The organism is Pseudomonas neuropathica (assembly GCF_015461835.1).
Taxonomy (GTDB): Bacteria; Pseudomonadota; Gammaproteobacteria; order Pseudomonadales; family Pseudomonadaceae; genus Aquipseudomonas; species Aquipseudomonas neuropathica.
This window is the reverse complement of record NZ_JACOPX010000029.1, coordinates 1-20,841: the sequence shown is the minus strand read 5'-3', so window position 1 is coordinate 20,841 and position 20,841 is coordinate 1. Positions and strand designations below refer to the sequence as shown.

Annotated in this window: 24 protein-coding genes; 11 read left to right on the top strand and 13 right to left on the bottom strand. The window is 59.8% G+C overall.

The window, feature by feature from the left end; genetic code table 11:
* Positions 1 to 12: 12 nt before the first annotated feature.
* Entirely contained in the window at positions 13 to 300 is a 288-nt protein-coding gene (locus H8F23_RS28310; RefSeq protein ID WP_194936532.1) for a SelT/SelW/SelH family protein, read from the top strand.
* On the opposite strand, the gene H8F23_RS28305 is transcribed toward H8F23_RS28310, so the two are convergent.
* Positions 294 to 1,187, bottom strand: a complete 894-nt coding sequence (locus H8F23_RS28305) for a DMT family transporter (RefSeq protein WP_194936531.1) — start codon at positions 1,185 to 1,187, stop codon at positions 294 to 296. The two genes, H8F23_RS28310 and H8F23_RS28305, sit on opposite strands and share 7 nt — an antisense overlap.
* Positions 1,188 to 1,382: 195 nt before the next feature.
* A complete protein-coding gene (locus H8F23_RS28300) occupies positions 1,383 to 2,147 on the bottom strand; it encodes a helix-turn-helix transcriptional regulator (protein ID WP_194936530.1) in 765 nt (254 codons plus the stop codon).
* Positions 2,148 to 2,282: 135 nt separating this feature from the next.
* Here H8F23_RS28300 and H8F23_RS28295 point away from each other — a divergent pair, with 135 nt between their 5' ends.
* Positions 2,283 to 3,098 (top strand): UDP-2,3-diacylglucosamine diphosphatase, encoded by an 816-nt coding sequence (locus H8F23_RS28295; protein WP_007919701.1) that lies wholly within the window; start codon positions 2,283 to 2,285, stop codon positions 3,096 to 3,098.
* A gap of 116 nt (positions 3,099 to 3,214) precedes the next feature.
* Here the strand turns inward: H8F23_RS28295 and H8F23_RS28290 are convergent, their stop codons facing one another.
* Both H8F23_RS28290 and H8F23_RS28285 read right to left on the bottom strand, forming a co-directional pair.
* On the bottom strand, positions 3,215 to 3,805 hold the full coding sequence (locus H8F23_RS28290; RefSeq protein WP_194936529.1) for an HD domain-containing protein: 591 nt from the start codon (positions 3,803 to 3,805) through the stop codon (positions 3,215 to 3,217).
* Between the two features lie 14 nt (positions 3,806 to 3,819).
* Positions 3,820 to 4,131, bottom strand: a complete 312-nt coding sequence (locus tag H8F23_RS28285; protein WP_194936528.1) for an Mpo1-like protein — start codon at positions 4,129 to 4,131, stop codon at positions 3,820 to 3,822.
* Between the two features lie 164 nt (positions 4,132 to 4,295).
* Here H8F23_RS28285 and H8F23_RS28280 point away from each other — a divergent pair, with 164 nt between their 5' ends.
* Positions 4,296 to 5,357: an AraC family transcriptional regulator gene (locus tag H8F23_RS28280; RefSeq protein WP_228759414.1), complete on the top strand. Its 1,062-nt coding sequence runs from the start codon at positions 4,296 to 4,298 to the stop codon at positions 5,355 to 5,357.
* Here the strand turns inward: H8F23_RS28280 and H8F23_RS28275 are convergent.
* Positions 5,314 to 6,768 carry a TrkH family potassium uptake protein gene (locus H8F23_RS28275; protein WP_194936527.1) on the bottom strand — a complete coding sequence of 485 codons (1,455 nt, stop codon included), beginning with the start codon at positions 6,766 to 6,768 and terminating at the stop codon, positions 5,314 to 5,316. The two genes, H8F23_RS28280 and H8F23_RS28275, sit on opposite strands and share 44 nt — an antisense overlap.
* Before the next feature lie 121 nt (positions 6,769 to 6,889).
* On the opposite strand from H8F23_RS28275, the gene H8F23_RS28270 reads away from it, so the two are divergent.
* Positions 6,890 to 7,456, top strand: a complete 567-nt coding sequence (locus tag H8F23_RS28270; protein WP_194936526.1) for a nitroreductase family protein — start codon at positions 6,890 to 6,892, stop codon at positions 7,454 to 7,456.
* A 48-nt stretch (positions 7,457 to 7,504) separates the two neighbouring features.
* Here H8F23_RS28270 and H8F23_RS28265 read toward each other — a convergent pair whose 3' ends face one another.
* From H8F23_RS28265 to H8F23_RS28240, 6 genes are all read right to left on the bottom strand, one after another.
* A complete protein-coding gene (locus tag H8F23_RS28265; protein ID WP_194936525.1) occupies positions 7,505 to 8,845 on the bottom strand; it encodes a sensor histidine kinase in 1,341 nt (446 codons plus the stop codon).
* Positions 8,846 to 9,014: 169 nt separating this feature from the next.
* Positions 9,015 to 9,455 carry a Spy/CpxP family protein refolding chaperone gene (locus H8F23_RS28260; protein ID WP_095122768.1) on the bottom strand — a complete coding sequence of 147 codons (441 nt, stop codon included), beginning with the start codon at positions 9,453 to 9,455 and terminating at the stop codon, positions 9,015 to 9,017.
* A gap of 231 nt (positions 9,456 to 9,686) precedes the next feature.
* Positions 9,687 to 10,364 (bottom strand): response regulator transcription factor, encoded by a 678-nt coding sequence (locus H8F23_RS28255; RefSeq protein ID WP_095050143.1) that lies wholly within the window; start codon positions 10,362 to 10,364, stop codon positions 9,687 to 9,689.
* Positions 10,365 to 10,371: 7 nt separating this feature from the next.
* Positions 10,372 to 10,782, bottom strand: a complete 411-nt coding sequence (locus H8F23_RS28250) for a translation initiation factor 2 (protein ID WP_038363742.1) — start codon at positions 10,780 to 10,782, stop codon at positions 10,372 to 10,374.
* A gap of 149 nt (positions 10,783 to 10,931) precedes the next feature.
* Positions 10,932 to 11,231 (bottom strand): YciI family protein, encoded by a 300-nt coding sequence (locus H8F23_RS28245; RefSeq protein ID WP_007919677.1) that lies wholly within the window; start codon positions 11,229 to 11,231, stop codon positions 10,932 to 10,934.
* A gap of 1 nt (position 11,232) precedes the next feature.
* A complete protein-coding gene (locus H8F23_RS28240) occupies positions 11,233 to 11,832 on the bottom strand; it encodes a septation protein A (RefSeq protein ID WP_194936524.1) in 600 nt (199 codons plus the stop codon).
* 87 nt (positions 11,833 to 11,919) lie between these two features.
* Between H8F23_RS28240 and H8F23_RS28235 the strand changes: the two genes are divergently transcribed.
* From H8F23_RS28235 to rluB, 6 genes are all read left to right on the top strand, one after another.
* Complete coding sequence (locus H8F23_RS28235; RefSeq protein ID WP_194936523.1) at positions 11,920 to 12,783, top strand: PHP domain-containing protein; 864 nt, start codon at positions 11,920 to 11,922, stop codon at positions 12,781 to 12,783.
* Between the two features lie 13 nt (positions 12,784 to 12,796).
* Positions 12,797 to 13,426 (top strand): L-threonylcarbamoyladenylate synthase, encoded by a 630-nt coding sequence (locus H8F23_RS28230; protein ID WP_093440143.1) that lies wholly within the window; start codon positions 12,797 to 12,799, stop codon positions 13,424 to 13,426.
* A gap of 123 nt (positions 13,427 to 13,549) precedes the next feature.
* A complete protein-coding gene (locus H8F23_RS28225) occupies positions 13,550 to 14,248 on the top strand; it encodes a segregation and condensation protein A (RefSeq protein WP_172828192.1) in 699 nt (232 codons plus the stop codon).
* Positions 14,249 to 14,259: 11 nt separating this feature from the next.
* The gene (gene scpB, locus H8F23_RS28220; protein ID WP_194936522.1) at positions 14,260 to 15,249 is read left to right on the top strand and encodes an SMC-Scp complex subunit ScpB; all 990 of its coding nucleotides are present in this window, start codon (positions 14,260 to 14,262) and stop codon (positions 15,247 to 15,249) included.
* Positions 15,250 to 15,392: 143 nt separating this feature from the next.
* Positions 15,393 to 15,584 (top strand): DUF1289 domain-containing protein, encoded by a 192-nt coding sequence (locus H8F23_RS28215; protein ID WP_194936521.1) that lies wholly within the window; start codon positions 15,393 to 15,395, stop codon positions 15,582 to 15,584.
* Positions 15,585 to 15,738: 154 nt separating this feature from the next.
* Positions 15,739 to 16,962 (top strand): 23S rRNA pseudouridine(2605) synthase RluB, encoded by a 1,224-nt coding sequence (gene rluB / locus H8F23_RS28210; protein WP_116254430.1) that lies wholly within the window; start codon positions 15,739 to 15,741, stop codon positions 16,960 to 16,962.
* Positions 16,963 to 17,180: 218 nt separating this feature from the next.
* Here the strand turns inward: rluB and H8F23_RS28205 are convergent, their stop codons facing one another.
* Together H8F23_RS28205 and H8F23_RS28200 are read right to left on the bottom strand one after the other, a co-directional pair.
* Entirely contained in the window at positions 17,181 to 18,146 is a 966-nt protein-coding gene (locus tag H8F23_RS28205) for a M29 family metallopeptidase (RefSeq protein ID WP_194936520.1), read from the bottom strand.
* A 71-nt stretch (positions 18,147 to 18,217) separates the two neighbouring features.
* Positions 18,218 to 18,355, bottom strand: a complete 138-nt coding sequence (locus tag H8F23_RS28200) for a hypothetical protein (protein WP_003222780.1) — start codon at positions 18,353 to 18,355, stop codon at positions 18,218 to 18,220.
* A gap of 892 nt (positions 18,356 to 19,247) precedes the next feature.
* On the opposite strand from H8F23_RS28200, the gene H8F23_RS28195 reads away from it, so the two are divergent.
* Positions 19,248 to 20,666 carry an amino acid permease gene (locus H8F23_RS28195; RefSeq protein WP_194936519.1) on the top strand — a complete coding sequence of 473 codons (1,419 nt, stop codon included), beginning with the start codon at positions 19,248 to 19,250 and terminating at the stop codon, positions 20,664 to 20,666.
* Positions 20,667 to 20,841 lie beyond the last annotated feature (175 nt).

Sequence of the window (20,841 nt, the reverse complement as noted above, 5' to 3'; positions counted from 1 at the left end):
GTTTCAGCGAACATGACTGTCGCAAAAGCAGAAGTTGTCATCACCTATTGCACCCAATGCCAGTGGCTGCTGCGCGCGGCGTGGCTGGCGCAGGAACTGCTCAGCACCTTTGTTGATGACCTCGGCAAAGTGTCTCTGGTGCCCGGCACCGGCGGGGTATTTCACATCACCTGCGACGGCGTGCAGATCTGGGAACGCAAGGCTGATGGCGGTTTTCCCGAGGCCAAGGTGTTGAAGCAGCGGGTTCGTGATCAGATCGATCCTGACCGCAACCTCGGTCACAACGACCGCACTCAGTGAGACGCGGCCTCGGCGGCGACGGCCTTCTTGTCGGCGTGGCCTGACATCCGCGCAGACACAACAATAGCGACAATGATCAACGCGCCGCCGAGCAACATCTTCGGCGTCGGGGTTTCATTGAACAGCAGCCAGGCGACGGTGATGCCGTAGACCGGTTCCATCGCAAACACCACCGCCGCCGTGCGCGCCTTGATCACCGCCAGACTGGCCACAAACAGGCTGTGGGCGACGCCGGTACAGAACACCCCGAGCAGGGCGATCCACAGCCAGTCCAGTGCGCGCACCTCGCTGAGTTGCGGCGCCGCCACTGGCAGCAGACACAGCGCCACCACTACGTTTTGACACAGTGCCGCCTGCACTGCCGGGATGCGCCCGGAACTGGCGCGGTTGGTCAGCGACAGTAGCGAGAACAGCAGCCCCGAAAGCACTGACCAGAGCAAACCGATGGTCGCACCGCTGCCCAGATCGAAGGCCGGGGTCACCAGAATCAGGCCGATGCTCACCAACACCACCAGCAGTATTTCATTGGCACGGATGCGTTCACGGAAGATCAGCCCTTCGAGAATCACCGTGAAGGCCGGGAAACTGGCAAAGCCCAACGTTGCGATGGCCACACCGGCGATCTTCACCGAAACGAAAAAACTCACCCAGTGCCCGGCCAGCAACACGCCGCTGAGGGCGAGGCGGCGCCAGTCCACGGCCTGAAGTTTCTGCCAGCCATGCTGGCTGGCGAAACGGGCGAAAAATGCCAGGGCGAGTACGGCGAAAGCCGCGCGTCCAAAGACGATCACGGCGGGGGAGGCGGCAGCGAGTTTGCCGAACACACCCGTCAGGCCAAACATCAAAGCACCGATATGCAGAGCGCCGAGGGCGGTACGCGGAGTCATTGCAATCCTTCTATCTCAAACACAATCTCAACTATTGATTGTTCCCACGCAGCAGCGTGGGAATGATCATTTACTGTAGGAGCTGCCGAAGGCTGCGATCTTTTGATCTTGCTTTTAAAAAACAACATCAAAAGATCGCAGCCTTCGGCAGCTCCTGCATTTAAGCGTGTAGAGGTCAGTAAGTCTGTCGGCAGACTATCGTCGTTTGTCGCAGGAATCGCGCCGAAGCTGGCCGGGTGACGAACCGAACTCGCGTAAGACGGCGGCCGAGAAAGCGCTCTGCGAGCTGTAGCCGACGCGACTGGCAACTTCGCCGATCGGCAGGGCTGTGTCGCGGAGCATTTGCACGGCCAGATGCAGGCGTCGGCTGCGGATGTAATCCATCGGCGTCTGCCCGCATTCGGCCATGAACCGCGCATGCAGACGCGCGCTGGACAATCCTGCCACCCGTGCCAGATCGGCGACTTGCAGCGGATACGCGGCGTTTTGCTCGATGTGCGCATCCAGCGCGGCATAGGGCAGGCGGCGAATGGCGTGTTCCGCAGGTTGCGCGTGATTCAGACTGGCCAGCAGCAACACCGCGCCTTGCTGGGCAATCAATGGATCGCTGACCGGACTGTTTGCCAGCCAGCTGACCAACTGACTTTGCCCCGAATTCAGCGACAAGCGCGCCGATTGATCGAGCAGACGATGGCTGGCGTCGGCATGCTCGCCCAGTGAATCCGTCAGCCATTGGCCGTCCGGAATATCCAGTACCAGACAGCGGCTGCCATTGGGACTGCCGCAGGCATGATGAGCGCCGGAAGGGATAACTACAAAACTCTGCTGACGCACCTGACTGCCACTGCCCTCGACCTCGAAATCCAGCGCACCGGACAGCCCGAACACTAATTGCGCGTGGTCGTGGCTGTGGACGATCAAATCGTGGGTGTACTGACGCAGGGTGAGGATCGGTCGCATGGCAGGTTGTCTCCGAAGTGGTCGTCAGTCTACACCGGCGCACACCGGATGCGTTGTCACAGGACTGACTCACGCTTGTCATGGTCGATTAACCGGGCGCGCGCACAGTGGCGAAAACATCGCAGAGGGTTGCCCATGACCAGCGCCGAGCTCGCCCGACCCAGTCGCAAACAACGGGTGCGAACCCTGTGGATCTCCGACGTGCACCTGGGCACGCGGGATTGCCAGGCCGAGCACTTGTCGCAATTTCTCAAGGGCTACCATGCCGACAAGATTTACCTGGTTGGCGACATCATTGACGGTTGGAAGCTACGCGGCGGCATGTACTGGCCGCAGGCGCATACCAACGTGATCCGCCGCTTGCTGACCATGAGCAAGCGCGGCACCGAGGTGATTTACGTCACCGGCAACCACGACGAATTCCTGCGTCGTTATTCGAAGCTGATTCTGGGCAATATCCAGTTGGTCGACGAAGCGGTGCATGTCACGGCGGATGGCCGGCATCTGCTGGTGATTCATGGCGATCAGTTCGATGTAATCACCCGTTATCACCGCTGGCTGGCCTTCCTTGGCGACTCCGCCTACGAATTCACTTTGACACTCAATCGCTGGCTCAACCACTGGCGTGCGCGCTATGGCTACGGCTATTGGTCGCTGTCGGCGTACCTGAAACACAAGGTGAAGACGGCGGTGAGTTTCATCAGCGACTTTGAAGAAGCCATCGCCCATGAATGCGTGAAGCGCGAGTTGCATGGTGTGGTTTGCGGGCACATTCACCATGCCGAGATCCGCAAGGTCGGCGAGGTGGATTACCTCAATTGCGGCGATTGGGTGGAGTCGTGCACGGCGCTGATCGAACACTGGGATGGCACGATCGAGTTGTATCGGCTGGCGGATGCGCAGGCGCGGGAGGCGGAGCTGAAAGCGGCCAAAGTCGCCGAACTCGCCTAATGCTCTGGTGATTGAGAGGGCCTCATCGCGAGCAGGCTCACTCCTACAGGGGTACGCATTTCAACTGTAGGAGTGAGCCTGCTCGCGATGAACCGCGCAGCAGTTCCCGAGGATGATTACGCTGGCGAGTGTTCCTCCATCGCGGCCTTGTAAATCGAGTTCTTCGGCTGCGCAAACAGCCGCTCCATCATCGGCTCGAAAAAACTCAACGGCAGCGTGTCATAGTCAGGATCAAACGCCGCCGCATCGTATTTGGCGCAAAACTCGGCGGTCGCCTGAAACTGCGGATGCTCCCTGAACTGCTCACGCAGATGCCGATCCATGCCCAGGTGATGAAAAAAGTAATAACCCTGAAACACCCCGTGCTTCTCGACCATCCACACATTCTCGGCGCTGACGAACGGCTTGAGTATCGCAGCGGCAATGTCCGGATGGTTATACGAACCCAGGGTGTCGCCGATGTCATGCAGCAAGGCACAAACCACATATTCCTCGTCGCGCCCGTCACGAAAGGCACGGGTGGCGGTTTGCAGCGAGTGGGTCAGGCGATCCACCGGGAAGCCACCGAAATCGCCTTCCAGCAGTTTCAGGTGGGTCATGATCCGTGCGGGCAACTGTTTGGCGTAGGCGCTGAAGTCGGCGGCGATGATCGCCCAATCTTCTTGGGTACCGTCCTTCATATGGGTGAAGCGGGCATTGGCATTCATTGGCTGACCCTCATTCAGAACGCCACGCGACCCAGAATCATGTCGCGGTACATGACGAAGTCGCCAAGCAGGCTGTACAGCGGATGCTGGAAAGTCGCCGGCCGGTTCTTTTCAAAGAAGAAGTGCCCGACCCAGGCGAAGCTGTAACCGGCCAGCGGCAAGGCCAATAACAGCAGCCAGGCGCCCTTGGCGAGGGTCAGCGCGAGAATAAAAATCACCAGTGTCGTACCGATGAAATGCAGGCGCCGGCAGGTGCTGTTGCTGTGTTCGCTGAGGTAATACGGATAGAACTCAGCGAAGCTGTTGAAATGTTTGATGTTTTCCACGACCGCGTTCTCTGTGGTTATTGTTCTGGCGACGAGTTGTGCTGCGGGTAGCTTATTTGAGTCTAGAGTGATCATTGGCGTGGGCCAGTGACAATCGGCGCCACTTTAGTATCCTTCGCAAATCGGGCCGTAACATGCGGCCCATCATGTAAAAGAAAAACGCCATGAGCGAACGAACGACTTCTGCAAGCTGGGCGATGGGGATTGTCAAAGCATTGGAGATGGACGGCCTGGATTGCCGGGTTCTGTTCAAACAACTGGGGCTCGATTACACGGCTCTGGATGATCCGGATGCGCGCTTCCCGCAAGATTCCATGACCCGTCTCTGGCAACGGGCGGTCGAGTTATCCGGCAACCCGGCGATCGGCCTGAACATGGGCAAGGTGGTGCGACCGGCATCGTTTCATGTCGCCGGTTACGCGCTGATGTCGAGCAATACCCTCGCCGAAGGCTTTCAACGGCTGGTGCGCTACCAGCGCATCATTGCCGAAAGTGCCGACCTGAGTTTTCGTCTGCTCGAAGAAGGCTACGCGCTGATTCTGACGGTGCACGGCGATCATCTGCCGCCGACCCGGCAAAGCGCCGAAGCCTCGCTGGCCTGTGCGCTGGGCCTGTGCGGCTGGTTGACCGGACGTACGTTGCACCCGGTCAAAGTGCTGGTGCAGGGCGCCGAACCCGAGGACCTGGAACCCTACAAACAAGCCTTCCACGCGCCGCTGATGTTCAACGCGCCGTATGACGCGCTAATCTTCGAACGGGCCGATATGGAAGCGCCGCTGCCGACTGCCAACGAAGCGATGGCGCTGTTGCACGACCGCTTTGCCGGGGAATACCTGGCGCGGTTTTCCGAAAGCCGCGTGACCCACAAGGCGCGACAGGTGCTGTGCCGTTTGCTGCCGCAAGGTGAGCCGAAGCGCGATACTGTGGCGCAGACTCTGCATTTATCGCAGCGTACCTTGCAGCGTCGTTTGCAGGAGGAGGGCACCAGTTTTCAGCAGTTGCTCGATGACACCCGCCGCGAATTGGCCGAGCAGTATCTGGCGCAACCGAGCATGACGCTGCTGGAAATCGCTTACCTGTTGGGTTTTGCCGACCCGAGCAACTTCTTTCGCGCGTTCCGCCGCTGGTTCGACACCACGCCCGGCGATTACCGGACGCGGTTGTTGCAGGCGCCGAGCGCGGTCAGTGACGCCAAAAGGCCGGAATACACAGTACAAACACCGTAATGATCTCCAGCCGGCCGAGCAGCATGCCGAACGACAGGATCCACTTGGCCGCATCCGGCAGGGTGGCGAAGTTACCTGCCGGGCCGATGGTTTCGCCCAGGCCAGGGCCGACGCCGGATACGGTGCTGGCAGCGCCGGTCAACGCGGTCATCCAGTCAACGCCAAGCAGCGACAGCAGCAGGGCGATCACGCAGATGGTGATGGCGAAGAAGAACGAAAAGGTCAGAATCGAACGCACGATCTCTTCGTCGAGACGGTGGCCGTTGTACTTCTGTTTGATCACCGCACGCGGGTGAATCAGTTGGTTAAGGTTGGCCTTGAGCAGGATGTAGGCGACCTGGAAACGGAAGATCTTGATCCCGCCCGCCGTCGACCCGGAACAGCCTCCGACAAAACCCAGATAGAAAAACAGCATCAGCGAGAAGTTACCCCACAGGCTGTAGTCGCCGAGGGCGAAACCGGTAGTGGTGACCACCGACGTCACGTTCAGCGCCACGTGGCGTAGCGCCTCCAGCCAGTGCAAATTAGTCGTCCACCAGTACCAGGTGCCGAGCACCATCCAGGTCACCAGCAGCATACCGAGCAAACCCTGCACCTGCTGATCCTTGATCAACGCCTTGCGGTTGCCGCGCAACGTCGCCACGTACAGGGTGAACGGCAGGCTGCCGAGAATCATGATGACAACTGCGACCCAGTGCACCGCCGGTTGCGTCCACTTGGCCAGCGACTGGTCGGAGGTCGAGAATCCGCCGGTGGAAATCGCCGACATCGCGTGGTTGATCGCGTCGAACGGGCTCATCCCGGCCCACCAGAACGCCAGGCTGCCAAGGATGGTGATGCCGACATACGCTGCCACAATCAGGCGCGCCACCATGTGCGAGCGGGGCATGACCTTTTCCGAGCGGTCCGAGGATTCGGTCTGGAACAGGCGCATGCCACCGATACGCAGCAGCGGCAGAATCGCCACCGCCATGCCGATAAAGCCGATGCCGCCGAGCCAGTGCAGCAGCGAGCGCCACATCAGGATCCCCGGTGACATGGTGTCGAGCCCGCTGAGTACGGTCGAGCCGGTCGCGGTGATGCCGGACATGCTTTCGAAAAACGAGTCGGTGTAGCTGATGTGCTGGGTCAGCAGAAACGGCAGCGCAGCAAAAATGCACACCACCAGCCAACTGCTGACCGTCAGCAGGTACATGTCGCGCGGTCGCAGGTGAATGTGTTCCGGGCGGCCGGGAATCACCAGCGCGAGGCCGGCGACAAAGGTGATCATGCTCGCCCAGAGGAACGACGGCAGATCACCGGTACGCTCGAAAATCACCAGCGTGGCCATGGGCACAACCATGGCCACGGCCAGGGTGATCAGGAAGATGCCGATGATGAAACCAATGATCCGTAAGGTCGGCAACGCCATGAAGTCCGCTCGGGCTGATGTGGGAAGGGCGCCATTCTACCCGTGGGGCAGGGCATGTAAACCGGCATCCTGTTGGCAGATACAGCTAGAATAGCCGCACATTTTTCTCAGGAGGTGGCCGATGCAGGCTCTCGACGCGTTGCTCAACCGTGTTTCCGTTCCACGACTGGTCGAACCGGCCCCCACTGCCGAGCAGCGCGAAGCCCTGTTTGGCGCAGCGTTGCGCGCGCCGGATCACGGGCACTTGCAGCCGTATCGCTTTCTGACCGTCGAAGGCACAGCGCGCGAGCAGATGGGCGAGTTGCTGGCCGAGGCTGCGCAGCAGCAGGAAGGCGAAGTCACCGAAGCAATGATCGACAAGGCCCGTAACGGTCCGCTGCGTGCGCCGCTGGTGGTTGTGGTGATAGCCAAGTTGCAGGACCACGTCAAGTACCCGAAGGCCGAGCAATTGCTGGCGGCCGGGTGTGCGGCGCACGGGATTTTGCTGGCGGCGTATGCGCAGGGGATTGGTGCGGTGTGGCGTACGGGTGATCTGGCGTATTCCAGTCACGTGGCCAAAGGTTTGGGGCTGGCGGAAGGCGAAGAAGTAATTGCGCTCCTCTACCTCGGCACGCCGCAGAAAGAGCCACGTGTGGCAGAGAAAGTTGATCTGACCGAGTTCGTCAGCGCTTGGCCCGGTAAGGCCTGACACCCCGATTTAATGTGGGAGCGAGCCTGCTCGCTCCCACAGTTTTGGTTAGGGTTGAACGACAGCGCCGGGCACGAGCGGCAATTCCAGGCTGGCAATAAACCCACCCTGCGGATGATTGGCCAGCGTCAAACTCCCACCATGCCGCTCCGCCGCTCGCCGGGCGATCGCCAGGCCCAGGCCATGTCCCGCCGTTGTCTGCCCCGGCGCCCGGTAAAACGGCTCGCCCAACTGGCTCAGATGTTCAGCCTGCACCCCCGGCCCATGGTCGCGCACACTCACGATGATTTTTTCACCCTGACGTGAAGCCTGCATTTCAATCGGCTGACCTTCCGGGTTGAAGCGCTGGGCGTTGCGCAGCAGGTTATCGACGGCGCGCTCGATCATGGTCGGCCAGCCCTTCAGAGTCAGCTGCGGTTCGGCATCCAGACGCACGATCTGTTCGGGCGATCCCAGTTTTGCGTCCTTCTGCAACGTGCCGAGCAGCGCGTTCAGATCCACATCTTCGGCACTGGCGTTGTCGGCATCGACTCGCGCCAATACCAGAATTTCACTGATCAACGCTTCCAGCCGATCACACTCGCGCGTCAGGCGTGGCCAGAGTTTCTCGCGTTCTTCAGGGTTGGCGCGTTCGGCTAGGGCCAGAGCGATACGCAGCCGCGCCAACGGTGAGCGCAATTCGTGGGAAACGTCGCGCAACAACTGCCGTTGGCTGCCTATCAGACTTTGCAGGCGCGCGCCCATGCGGTTGAAATCGTTGGCCAGCACGCCGAATTCGTCGCGGCGGTTGGCCAGTTTCGCCAGGCTGTTCTGCTGATAAGTGGTCTGCCCGAGATCATGCACCGCGCCGCGCAAACGGCTGAGCGGGCGGGTGATCGAGAAAGTTACCAGCAGACTGAACAGGGTCAGCACCACCAGCGCAATGCCCAGCGCGCTCAGCGGCCAGAGCAGGCTTTCGCGGTGCCAGGCGTCGAGTTCCGGGTGCGGGATGCGGTAGATGAACAGATAAGTGTCACCGGTTTTTTCACTGGTGAACTCATCGGTCAGGCGCCGCCATGGCAGACGTCGGTCATCGTTGTTCTGTCGCGCTTCGAAGGCGGCGGCGCGACGCGGGAAGGTGCCGCGCACCACCGGATCGCCGCTTTCGTTGAGTACCTGAACGTCGATGTGATATTGGCGTTTGCGCTGTTCGAGAATGTCCTGGGCGGCTTCTTCGCCCTGAGCTTCGTAGGTTTGTGTCCATTCGCCGGCGAGGGTGTTGAGGCCCGGATGGCGGCTGAGGATCCACGCGTCCTGGTTGAGCATGTGCCCGAGCAAAATGGACAGCCCGGCCACCAGAGCGATGGCCAGCCAGAAGCTCGCGAGAATACGCCAGAACAATGAACGCACAGAAAATCCTCAGAACAAACGCAAATCCCTGTAGGAGCTGCCGAAGGCTGCGATCTTTTGACTTTGTTTTTTAAGATCAAGATCAAAAGATCGCAGCCTTCGGCAGCTCCTACAGGTTCCGGGGTGCAAAAGACTCGACGGGATTAACCGTCGGGTCCGGGTCAGAACATTATTGCGCCTTTTGCGCTTTCCACGCCTTGAACTCGGCCCATTCTGCGCGACGCTCGGCCTGTTTCTTCTGGATCTCGTCGAATTTCTTCTGTTGATCCGGTTTCAACACGGCGCGAACATCCGTCTCGGCTTTCTTGTGGTTGGCGGCCATCTCGTCCTTCATGGCTTTCTGGTCTGCCGGCGAGAGTTTTTCCAGATACTTGTCGACCACTTGCTTACGCTCGTGCATCTGCTCGCCCATGATCTTGCGGATCTGTTCGCGCTGTTCGCGGGACAGGTCGAGTTGGCTGTACGGGCCTTTGCCGTGCATGCCGTGCATCTGACCGCCGTGGCGTGGGCCGTCGAGCGGGCCACCCATCGGGCCACCGTCTTGCGGCATGGCCATGGCGACGGTTGGCAGAGCGGCAGCGAACATCAGAGCGATAAGAGTCTTGCGCATGGTGTATCTCCTTGTCTCGTTCCCGGTACGTTCCGGATGAGTTCAGATTACGGAGATCAAGGTCAGCGGCGGTCAGCACTGCGTAAAGCTTCGGTAAAGACACTTCGCGTCCCACCTTACACATGCCCTGTGTAGGAGCTGCCGAAGGCTGCGATCTTTTGATCTGTCTTTTAAAAACAAGATCAAAAGATCGCAGCCTTCGGCAGCTCCTACAGTGGGAATGGGCGCGGTTCAGAGGCTATAGAAGTAACCGCGGCTGCGCAGCGCGACGATGCGTGGGCGGCCGTCGGGATGCGGGCCGATTTTCTTGCGCAGGTTGCTGACGTGCATGTCGAGGCTGCGGTCGTACAGGGTCAGCTTGCGGCCGAGGGCGATCTGCGCCAGTTCCTGTTTGTCCAGCGGTTCGCCGGGTTGCTTGAGCAGGGCTTCGAGCAGACGGCTTTCGGAAACGGTGAGGGTCAGTTCTTTCTCGTCGATGCTGACCACGCCGCGCACCGGACTGAAACTCAGATCGCCCAGCTCAAGCTGCGTCGAGACTGCCGCCGGGTGGCTGCGGCGCAGTACGGCGCGCAGGCGGGCGGTCAGTTCTCGTGGGTCGCAGGGTTTGGCCAGATAATCGTCGGCGCCCAGTTCCAGACCGAGGATGCGATCCAATGGCTCACCCCGGGCCGAAAGCATCAGCACCGGCAGATCGGCGTGGTCGTTGCGCAGTTGCTTGAGCAATTCCAGACCGCTGCCATCGGGCAGCATCACATCCAGCACCACCGCCGCCGGGGCCGTTTCGGCCAACGCCTTGCGCGCACTCTGGCCATCGTGGCAGGCGCGCACATGGAAGCCTTCCTGGCTCAGCCAGCTACTCAGGAGTTCGCACAACTCCTGGTCATCATCAATCAGTAACAGCTCGCTCATGACTCACTCAATTTAGCCATTGCCGACGTTTTCGGCTTGCTCCACTGGCAAAGATACCGCAGAGCAGCGCCAATAGCGCTACTCCGGCGCCCGTGACGAACCATTGCTGCTGATCAGTCAGCAGACGCGGCAGCGGGCTGGCCTGGGCTTCCTTGAGTTGCAGCTTGAGACGCTGGTTCTCCTGGCGCAACCGGGCGAGCTGGGCGCTTTCACGGGTGTTGTCGGCATTTTGCAGTTGTTTGCTCAGTTCTTCCCGCTGTTGCTCGCTGGCCTTGAGGCGCTGCTGCAACTCGGTGATCTGGCTGCCGGCGCTTAACGACAATGGCGTGGAACTGCCGCCTTCGGTGGTTTCCTCACCATGGGCGGGTGCCATGATCGACAACGTGACCAACATCAGACACAACGGACCCTTGCGCATCGCGACACCTGTTTCCAAATGGATATTGGGCAGGTTGTCGGCAGGCAAACGAGAATAATGAGCGATTGAGAGCAGCAAGAGCCAGGAAGGTTCATTGCATGAGGCCGTGTCGCGAGTGATGAGGGGTAAATCCCCTCATCACCAGACATTTAAGGCAGGACTTGCTTGAACGGCTTGACGACTACGTTGGCGTAGACACCCGCGGCGATGTACGGGTCAGCATCGGCCCATGCCTGCGCAGCGCTCAGGGAATCGAATTCGGCGACGATCAGGCTGCCGGTGAAACCCGCAGCGCCCGGATCATTGCTGTCGACGGCCGGGTGCGGGCCGGCCAATACGATGCGGCCTTCGCCCTTGAGCGCTTGCAGGCGTTCCAGATGCGCAGGGCGCGCGGCCAGGCGTGCTTCCAGCGAGTTGGCGACGTCGGTGGCAATGATGGCGTAGAGCATGTCAGTCCTCGGTTTTTGGTGTTGTTGTGGTATCGGCATCGTGCAGATGACGTGACAGGTAAATGCCCTGTGCGACCAGGAATACCAAGGTCATGCCCAGGCTGCCGAACACCTTGAAGTCTACCCAGTAGCTCTGGAAGGTGAAGGCGACGAACAGGTTGGTAGCGCCGCAGAACAGGAAAAAGCCGATCCAGGCGATGTTCAGGCGGGTCCAGACCGGATCCGGAAGGGTCAGTGCGTGGCCCATGATGCGTTTGATCAGCAGGCGGTCACCGATGAAGTGACTGCCGATGAAGGCGACGGCAAACAGCCAGTTGACCACCGGCGCTTTCCATTTCAGGAAGGTCTCGCTGTGGAAGGCCAGCGTCAGGCTGCCGAACACCAGGCAGGCGATCAGGGTCAGCCATTGGCTCTTTTCCAGCTTGCGCTGTTTGATGAACAACGCGCCGTACACCACCAGGGAACTGATGATCAGCATCGCCGTGGCACTGTAAATACCGCCTACAGTCACTTCATGGCCAGCGATGTCGACGACCCGTGGATCAAGTTTGTAAACGATGAAGAACAGCAGAAGCGGGATGAAATCGATGAATTGTTTCACAGTGAGAGCCAGAAGCTGGATGTGGCGGCATAATAACAAACATATGGGCGCGCGATAGCGCCAGCTGATTTGAGGTTACAACTCCCCGTGAATGTTGATTTGCACTGCCATAGCACGGCCTCCGATGGCGCCCTCGCGCCTGCGGTTCTGGTTGCGCGTGCGTTCGAGAACGGCGTGCGAGTCCTGGCGTTGACTGACCACGACACCCTCGAAGGCCTCGCCGAAGCGCGCTCGGCCGCCAACGAATTGGGCATGCAACTGGTCAACGGCGTCGAATTGTCCTGCACCTGGGGCGGCGCGACGATTCATGTGTTGGGCTACGGTTTCGACGTCAACGCCGCGCCGTTGGTCGAAGCCATCGCCAAATTGCACGATGGTCGCTGGCTGCGGTCGGAAGAAATAAGCCGCAAGCTCGCTCTCAAAGGCATGCCCGGTGCCCTCGATGGTGCCCGGCAGGTCCAGCAGGAACTGGGCGACAGCGGCAACGCCCCGGCCCGTCCGCATTTCGCCGACTGGATGGTGCGTGAAGGTTTTGTAAAGGATCGCGCCGAGGCATTTCGCAAATGGCTAGGCGCCGGCAAACTGGGTGATGTCAAGCTGCACTGGCCGACGCTGGAAGACACTGTCGGCACACTGCGTGCCGCGGGGGCCTGGGTCAGCCTCGCGCATCCGTGGCATTACGATTTCACCCGCAGCAAGCGCCGAAAGCTGATTGCCGACTATATTCAAGCAGGCGGGCATGCAATCGAGGTGGTCAATGGCCATCAGCCTGCGGAACAGGTCGGCAGCCTGGCAATCCTTGCCCGAGAGTTCGGTCTGCTGGTCAGCGCCGGCAGTGACTTCCATGGCCCTGGCGGCTGGTCCGAGATCGGCCAGTACCGGCCGGTTCCCGAGGACCTTCCACCCCTGTGGTGTCGGTTCAAACATGACACAGATATTGCCGCCGTCTGAACAGGTAGAGAATGTGAGTCAATTTTTCCAGATACATCCGGAAAACCCACAAGCACGCCTGATAAAACAGGCGGTCGAAATCATCCGCAAAGGCGGGGTGGTGGTTTATCCCACGGACTCTTCCTACGCCATCGGCTGCCAGATCGGCGACAAGACCGCCATCGAGCGCGTGCGCCGTTTGCGTCAACTCGATGAAAAGCACAACTTCGCGCTGATCTGCAGCGACCTGTCGCAATTGGGCAACTACGCCAAGATCGACACCGGCACCTTCCGCATTCTCAAGGCGCATCTGCCGGGGCCTTACACCTTCATTCTCAACGCCACCCGCGAAGTGCCGCGTTTGTTGCTGCATCCGAAGAAGCGCACCATCGGTCTGCGCGTGCCGAGCCATCCGATCGCGCTGGCGCTGTTGGCCGAACTCGGCGAGCCGCTGATGAGCGTGACCCTGATCATGCCCGGCGACGAAGACCCGCTCAGCGATCCTTACGAAATGCGCCAACTGCTTGAACACCAAGTGGACTTGATCATCGACGGCGGTTTTGGCGGCATCAAAGCCTCCACCGTGATCGACCTGACCGGCGACGACCCTGAAGTGATCCGCGTTGGTTGCGGCGACCCCGCGCCGTTCATGGTCGAGGCCTGAATGTCCGCAGTGGAAACCGTTGTCGATCCCCAGGCCGGCGCTCAGCAGGAACTGCCGTTTGCCATGGTCTATGGCCAGGCCGTCATGGAAATGCCGCTGGACCTGTACATCCCGCCGGATGCGCTGGAAGTCTTCCTTGAAGCCTTCGAAGGCCCGCTCGACCTGCTGCTGTACCTGATCCGCAAACAGAACATCAACATCCTCGATATCCCGGTGGCGGAAATCACCCGCCAGTACATGGGTTATGTCGAGTTGATGCAGTCGGTGCGTCTGGAGCTGGCCGCCGAGTATCTGGTGATGGCCGCGATGCTCGCCGAGATCAAGTCGCGCATGCTTCTGCCGCGCGCTGAAACCGTCGAAGATGAAGAAGACGACCCGCGTGCCGAACTGATCCGCCGCTTGCAGGAGTACGAGCGTTTCAAGGCGGCCGCCGAAGGCATCGACGGCTTGAGCCGCGTGGGCCGCGATGTGATCGTGCCCAAGCTCGACGCCCCGGAAGCCCGGGCGCGCAAGCTGTTGCCGGATGTGGCGCTGGAAGAGATTTTGATGTGCATGGCCGAAGTGCTGCGCCGTGGCGATATGTTTGAAAGCCACCAGGTCAGCCGCGAGGCGCTGTCCACCCGCGAGCGCATGAGCGATGTGCTGGAACGGCTCAAGGGCGGCGGTTTTGTGCCGTTCGTCGAGCTCTTCACCGCCGAAGAAGGGCGGCTGGGTGTGGTGGTGACCTTTATGGCGATCCTTGAACTGGTCAAGGAATCCTTGGTCGAGCTGGTGCAGAATGAGCCGTTCGCCGCGATCCACGTGCGAGCCCGAGCCGAATAACGAGTCGAAACATGAACCTGACTGAACCCCGCGAGCTGGCCCCCCTGCTTGAAGCCTTTCTGTTGGCCTCGGGAAAGCCGCAATCCCTAGAGCGCCTGTTTGAACTGTTTGAAGAAGGCGAACGGCCCGAGCCTGCGGTCTTCAAGAAAGCCCTGACCCTGCTGGGCAAGTCCTGCGAGGGCCGTGCTTTCGAGCTCAAGGAAGTCTCATCGGGCTATCGCTTGCAGATCCGCGAAAAGTTTTCGCCGTGGGTCGGCCGCTTGTGGGAAGAGCGCCCGCAGCGCTACTCCCGCGCCTTGCTCGAAACCATCGCGCTGATCGCCTACCGTCAGCCGATCACCCGTGGCGAGATCGAAGACGTGCGTGGCGTGGCGGTGAACAGCAATATCGTCAAGACCCTGCTGGAACGTGAGTGGATCCGCGTCGTTGGTTACCGCGACGTGCCGGGCAAACCGGCGATGTTTGCCACCACCAAGATGTTTCTCGATCACTTCAACCTGAAGAACCTCGAAGACCTGCCGCCGCTGGCCGAATTACGCGAAATGGAGACCGACCCGGTGCTCGATTTCGACGACGCGCCGGTTCCACAGGGCTTGCAGGAGTTGGCCGACGCCAGCGCCGAGCCCGAGGAGGAGAAAGAGGAAACCAGTTTCCATACGTTGTTGCTGGAGCTGGACAGCATGGAGGAGGGGATCAAGACCGACTTCGATGATTTGCTGCGGGATGCGGCGGATGTTGAGGCACTGACGGTTGAAGCAGAAATCGAGACTGACCCTGAGCCACAGGTCGCCGAGCCAACCCTCGAAGTTGAACTTGAAGCCGAGCCAGAAGCCGAACCGGAAGAGGACATTCTTGGCGTCGCCGAAGCCCGCGAAAAGCTGTTGGCCGCCGTCGCTGCCCTCGAACAACCCGCGCCAGAATCCGAGCTAAGCGAAGAAGAAGCCGAAGCCCGCGCCCTGGCCGAAGCCATCGAAGCCGAACGCCGCGAATTCGAAGACTGACCCGCCCTGCCAAACACCGCGATCCCCTGTAGGAGTGAGCCTGCTCGCGATAGCGGTGTATCTGCCAGGAAGATGTTGACTGACACACCGCTATCGCGAGCAGGCTCACTCCTACAAGGGATTTGTGTTTTTCGGAGACCTCGATGAGTTCCACCAAAGACCCGTGCATCAGCCTCTGCAAATTCACCGACGACATTTGTCTCGGCTGCGGCCGCAGCAAGCGCGAAATCAAGGCGTGGAAGAAACTCGACAAGGACGACAAGCGCAGCGTACTGGCCGAGGCCGCCCTGCGCCTGATCAAACTCGGTGGCACCGGTCGGCGGAAAAAGAAATAACTGTCGATCGATCAGCTAGTCTCTGATGCGCGATGGCGCACATCCGCGTATGATTCGCGACCCTCCGCCGATCCCTTCGGCCGAGAACCCAGATTTCAATGCTTCAGGCGTCCAATTCAGAGCGCTTGAACAGACCACACCGGGAGGTGCCCAGATGAGCGACATCATTCAGAAAGACGACCAGGAAATCGGCCCAGCAGGCGAAAAGCTGCAGAAAGTCCTCGCCCGTATCGGCGTCGGCTCGCGCCGTGATGTGGAATCCTGGATCAGCCAGGGCCGGATCAAGGTCAATGGCAAAGACGCCACCCTCGGTCTGCGCGTCGACATGCACGACGCCATCACCATTGATGGCAAGGTTATCAAGCGCGAAGAAGCGGCTGAATCGGTCCGCCGCGTGATCATGTACAACAAACCCGATGGCGAGATCTGCACCCGTGACGACCCGGAAGGCCGTCCGACCGTGTTCGACAAGCTGCCGCGTCCGAAAGAAGGCCGCTGGATCAACATCGGTCGTCTCGACATCAATACCACCGGCCTGCTGATGTTCACCACCGACGGTGAGCTGGCCAACCGTCTGATGCACCCGTCCTACGAGATGGACCGTGAGTACGCCGTGCGCGTACGCGGTGAAGTCGACGACGAGATGATCGAGCGCCTGAAGGCCGGCGTCGTGCTGGAAGACGGCCCGGCGAAGTTCACCGACATCAAGCAGGCCCCGGGCGGTGAAGGCTTCAACCACTGGTATCACTGCGTGGTGATGGAAGGCCGTAACCGTGAGGTTCGTCGTCTGTGGGAATCGCAGGGTCTGGTGGTCAGCCGTCTGAAGCGCGTGCGTTTCGGCCCGGTGTTCCTCAACTCCGACCTGCCGATGGGTCGCTGGCGCGAAATGAGCCAGTACGAAGTTGACATCCTCAGTGCTGAAGTCGGCCTGACGCCGGTAGCGATGCCGCAACTGAACGCCAAGAGCAAAGACAAGCTTGAGCGCATGCAGCGCAAATCGTCGCGGCCGATGGCCAAGACCGAGCGCGTTCGTACGCTGCGTCCAGCCGCTGGCGCGCCGACTGGCCCACGTCCAAGCCGCGAGCCGCAGATCGAAGGCGAGCGCCCTGGTCGCAAGCCAGTTGCCGCCCGTGACGGTGAGCGCGCTCCGCGTCCGGCCAACGGTCGCACTGAACGTGGCGAGCGTGGTGCTCCGAGCGGTCGTGGCACGCCTGTGGCGGATCGTCCAGCGGACACCACCAACAAACGCCCGGCCAAGCCTGCGCCGAAGCGTCCGGGGATCAAGCTGGTTGACGGTGACAAACCGTCGGGCAAGCGTCGTGGCGCACCGGCCGGTTCTGGTCAGCGTCCGGGGTTTGGTCGCAAGAAGCCGGAATAAGGCAGCTGTGAGCTTCTAGCGGCAAGCTTCAAGCCAAAGCAGAAACGCCAACCTCAGGGTTGGCGTTTTTTTTCGTCTGATGAAAGGTATGTAGCGCCTGACCGGGCCTCTTCGCGAGCAAGCTCGCTCCCACAGGGGATTTGTGTACGACACAGCTCCAATGTGGGAGCGAGCTTGCTCGCGAAAGGGCCGGTAGCCTCAATAAAGAAAATCCCGGGCTAAAACACAAACCGGCCATCAAACACCGGCTTGTCATCCAGCGCCAACACTCCGCCGGAGAAGATCAGGTCCAGGTGATGGCTGCCCTTGGCGCCGCCGCCCAATCCGAGATGCAAGCCACAATGCCGCTCCTCAAACCCGGCATTACGCGCATACAAATCCTTCACACCTTCATTGGTGCCAATCCCCAACTCCTCAATCCGCCGGTTCGACGGATTGGCGTCCAGGTACTTGTTGAAATCATGCTCCAGCCCCGGCACCTCCGTGGCGATGCGGCTGATAGTCGAATTCTCGATCCATAGCTCCAACGGCGATTCCAGTACGCCGTATTTGCGTGCAAACGGGATGGTGCTGAGGAACGTGCCCTTGAATTTCACATGGCCATTGATGGCTTCGCTGTGCGTGGCGATTTCGCCGGGTGCCAGGTCGAAGTTGCCGATGCCGTTGATATCGGTCCACTTCTTGATGCTGCTCAGCGGCGTTTCAAACCATGAGCCGTCGTCGTCCTTGAAACTCAGTGTGGTCGCCTGGGACATACGCTGGATCAGGTGACTGTTCAGGCCAGCAATGCGCTGCGGCGTGACGCTGAAGGTGTCATAGAAATAATCGCCGTAATCCTTGAACAGCAGCGACTTCTTCCAGTTCTCCGCCATCACCGCTTGCAGCGCGCGGACGAACTCCGGGCCGTCGGGGCGTGGGTTGGGCAAGGTGGAAGAGTCGTAGAAGAAAATGTACAGATCGCTGTCGGTGATTGCCGAGGTCAGCGTTGCGGTGCTTTCCAGGTCCAGGCGTCTGGCGCTGAACTGGAAACGAGGATGATCGCCAGCCTGTTCGGCGATCGCGCCGGTCAGCGCTTCATAATCAGCCGTGTGGCCGAGCAATACCTTCGCCGAGTCGAGGCCGGCAAGGGCGGGGTGGTGTTCGAGGTAGTAAAGGAAATGCGAGATCGCGCGGGGCTTATCCATGAATCCTCCCTGACTGACCGTGTAGAAAGCGGCAGGCACGACCGGCCGGATCGTGCCTGCCCGGAGATGTCTTACAGAGGCCACATCGCCGTGCCGAACGGAACTACCGCGTCGGCTTGCATCATTTCTACAGCCGCCTCGTGGGTCGGTGCTTCAAACCATTCGTCCAGTTGCAGTTCGGTATCCAAGTCTTTTTCCAGTGCTTGCATGGTCGATCTCCTAGATGACATTCACGGTTGTGACTGGCCGGTCGAGGTGGCCGGCAAGACGTGAAGAACCTAGTTCACGGATTTTTGTAATGCAAAAAATTATTCATTTAATTTTTAAATAGACTTTTTATTCTGTTTTTTCGTCGGGTTTTTCTTATTCAAAAACAAAAACTAGGCCGTGGTTTTCATTAGCAAGCTAGCTACCGTCAATTTGCAGACGTCTGACAGAATTTTCTGAAATGGAAACCTTGCGTTACGCGTCGTAAAGAAATATTTACGAAAATGCCGCTAAAACCGAGTGAAACCAACCCGCCATGAGCGCTGTAAGGAAAAGCTGCCGAAGCCTGCACGGCCGTGGGCTTCGAGGGGCTCTGGCGCGCTTGTTTCAGCGGCGTTTGCAAGGTGAGATGCGCCCCATGCCTGTCGTGCAGGTGCATAACAAGAAGGAGGCGCAATGAACGCCGTGACTGATCTCCATCTCTCTCCGTGGGACGGTTTTTTCCTCGTCCACGCCGATGGCCTGCAAAGGCCTGACTCAAATTTTGCAGCCGCTCGAGCATCTCGAAGCGGACACACGCAATCCCGGCAACCATCACGCTGATCCAGCGGGGTCTGGCAGCAGGGGGTTAGCGGTGTACAATGCGCCGCGTTTTAACTGTGACCCTCTGCGTAATCGCGCAAATCTCAAGGCTATCCGCCTTGTTCACTCCGTGGCGCCACAAGCGTTTCGGGTTCGATTTCGTCACAGATAAAAACAAACAGGTGACGCATGACCGTTGTAAATAAGCTGAACTCCTGGTGCCTGCGCTGGGGTTTGATCGGGGCTGCCTGAAATCGCAACCTTGCAGCAACGTCTACTGAACACCATCAAACCTTGCGTGAGACCTTTTTCATGAGTGGACAACCCTCGCAATCAGGCGAGCTGAAACGCGGCCTGAAAAATCGCCATATTCAACTGATCGCCCTCGGTGGCGCGATCGGTACCGGATTGTTCCTCGGCTCGGCCGGGGTACTGAAATCCGCCGGCCCGTCGATGATCCTCGGCTACGCCATCTGCGGCTTCATCGCCTTCATGATCATGCGCCAGCTCGGTGAGATGATCGTCGAAGAGCCGGTGGCCGGTTCCTTCAGCCATTTCGCGCACAAGTACTGGGGCGGCTTTGCCGGCTTTCTGTCGGGCTGGAACTGCTGGATTCTGTACATTCTGGTGGGCATGTCGGAGCTGACTGCGGTCGGCAAATACATCCACTATTGGGCGCCGGACATTCCGACCTGGGTCTCTGCGGCAGCCTTCTTCGTGCTGATCAACGCGATCAACCTGGCCAACGTCAAAGTCTTCGGTGAGGCGGAGTTCTGGTTCGCGATCATCAAGGTCGTCGCGATCGTCGGCATGATTGCGCTGGGCAGCTACCTGCTGGTCAGCGGCAACGGCGGCCCGCAGGCCTCGGTGAGCAACCTGTGGTCGCACGGTGGTTTCTTCCCGAACGGTGTCAGCGGTCTGGTGATGGCCATGGCAATCATCATGTTCTCCTTCGGCGGTCTGGAAATGCTCGGTTTCACCGCCGCTGAAGCGGACAAGCCGAAAACCGTGATCCCGAAAGCGATCAATCAGGTGATCTACCGAATCCTGATTTTCTACATCGGTGCACTGGTGATCCTGCTGTCGCTGACGCCGTGGGACAGCCTGCTGGAAACCCTTAACGCGTCTGGCGATTCGTACAGCGGCAGCCCGTTCGTGCAAGTGTTCTCGATGCTTGGCAGCAACACCGCCGCGCACATCCTCAACTTCGTGGTCCTGACCGCTGCGTTGTCGGTGTACAACAGTGGCACCTACTGCAACAGCCGTATGCTGCTGGGCATGGCCGAGCAGGGTGATGCGCCGAAAGTGCTGGCGAAAATCGACAAGCGCGGTGTGCCGGTGCGTTCGATCCTGGCCTCCGCTGCGGTGACACTGGTGGCTGTTCTGCTGAATTACCTGATTCCGCAACACGCGCTGGAACTGCTGATGTCGCTGGTGGTTGCGACGCTGGTGATCAACTGGGCGATGATCAGCTTCTCGCACTTCAAGTTCCGCCAGCACATGAACAAGACTAAACAGACGCCGCTGTTCAAGGCGTTGTGGTATCCGTACGGTAACTACATCTGCCTGGCATTCGTCGCCTTCATCCTCGGCGTGATGCTGTTGATCCCGGGCATTCAGATCTCGGTGTATGCGATTCCGGTGTGGGTCGTGTTCATGTGGGTCTGCTACGTGATCAAGAACAAGCGCGGCGCGCACCAGGCCGTACCCGCGGCAGGTGCTGCCAAGTAAGCGCTGACGCAGAAACACAAAACCCGGCCTGAGTGCCGGGTTTTTTTATGGGTGCGCCAGGCATGGCGCGTTGCGCGCAAGCGCAACCAGCTTGGCTGTGGTGGCCACGCTGGTGACTTGGAGGTGGAAGTCCTCTACACACCCGGCAAGGGGAAGTGTTAGCCAGAGGCAAGGG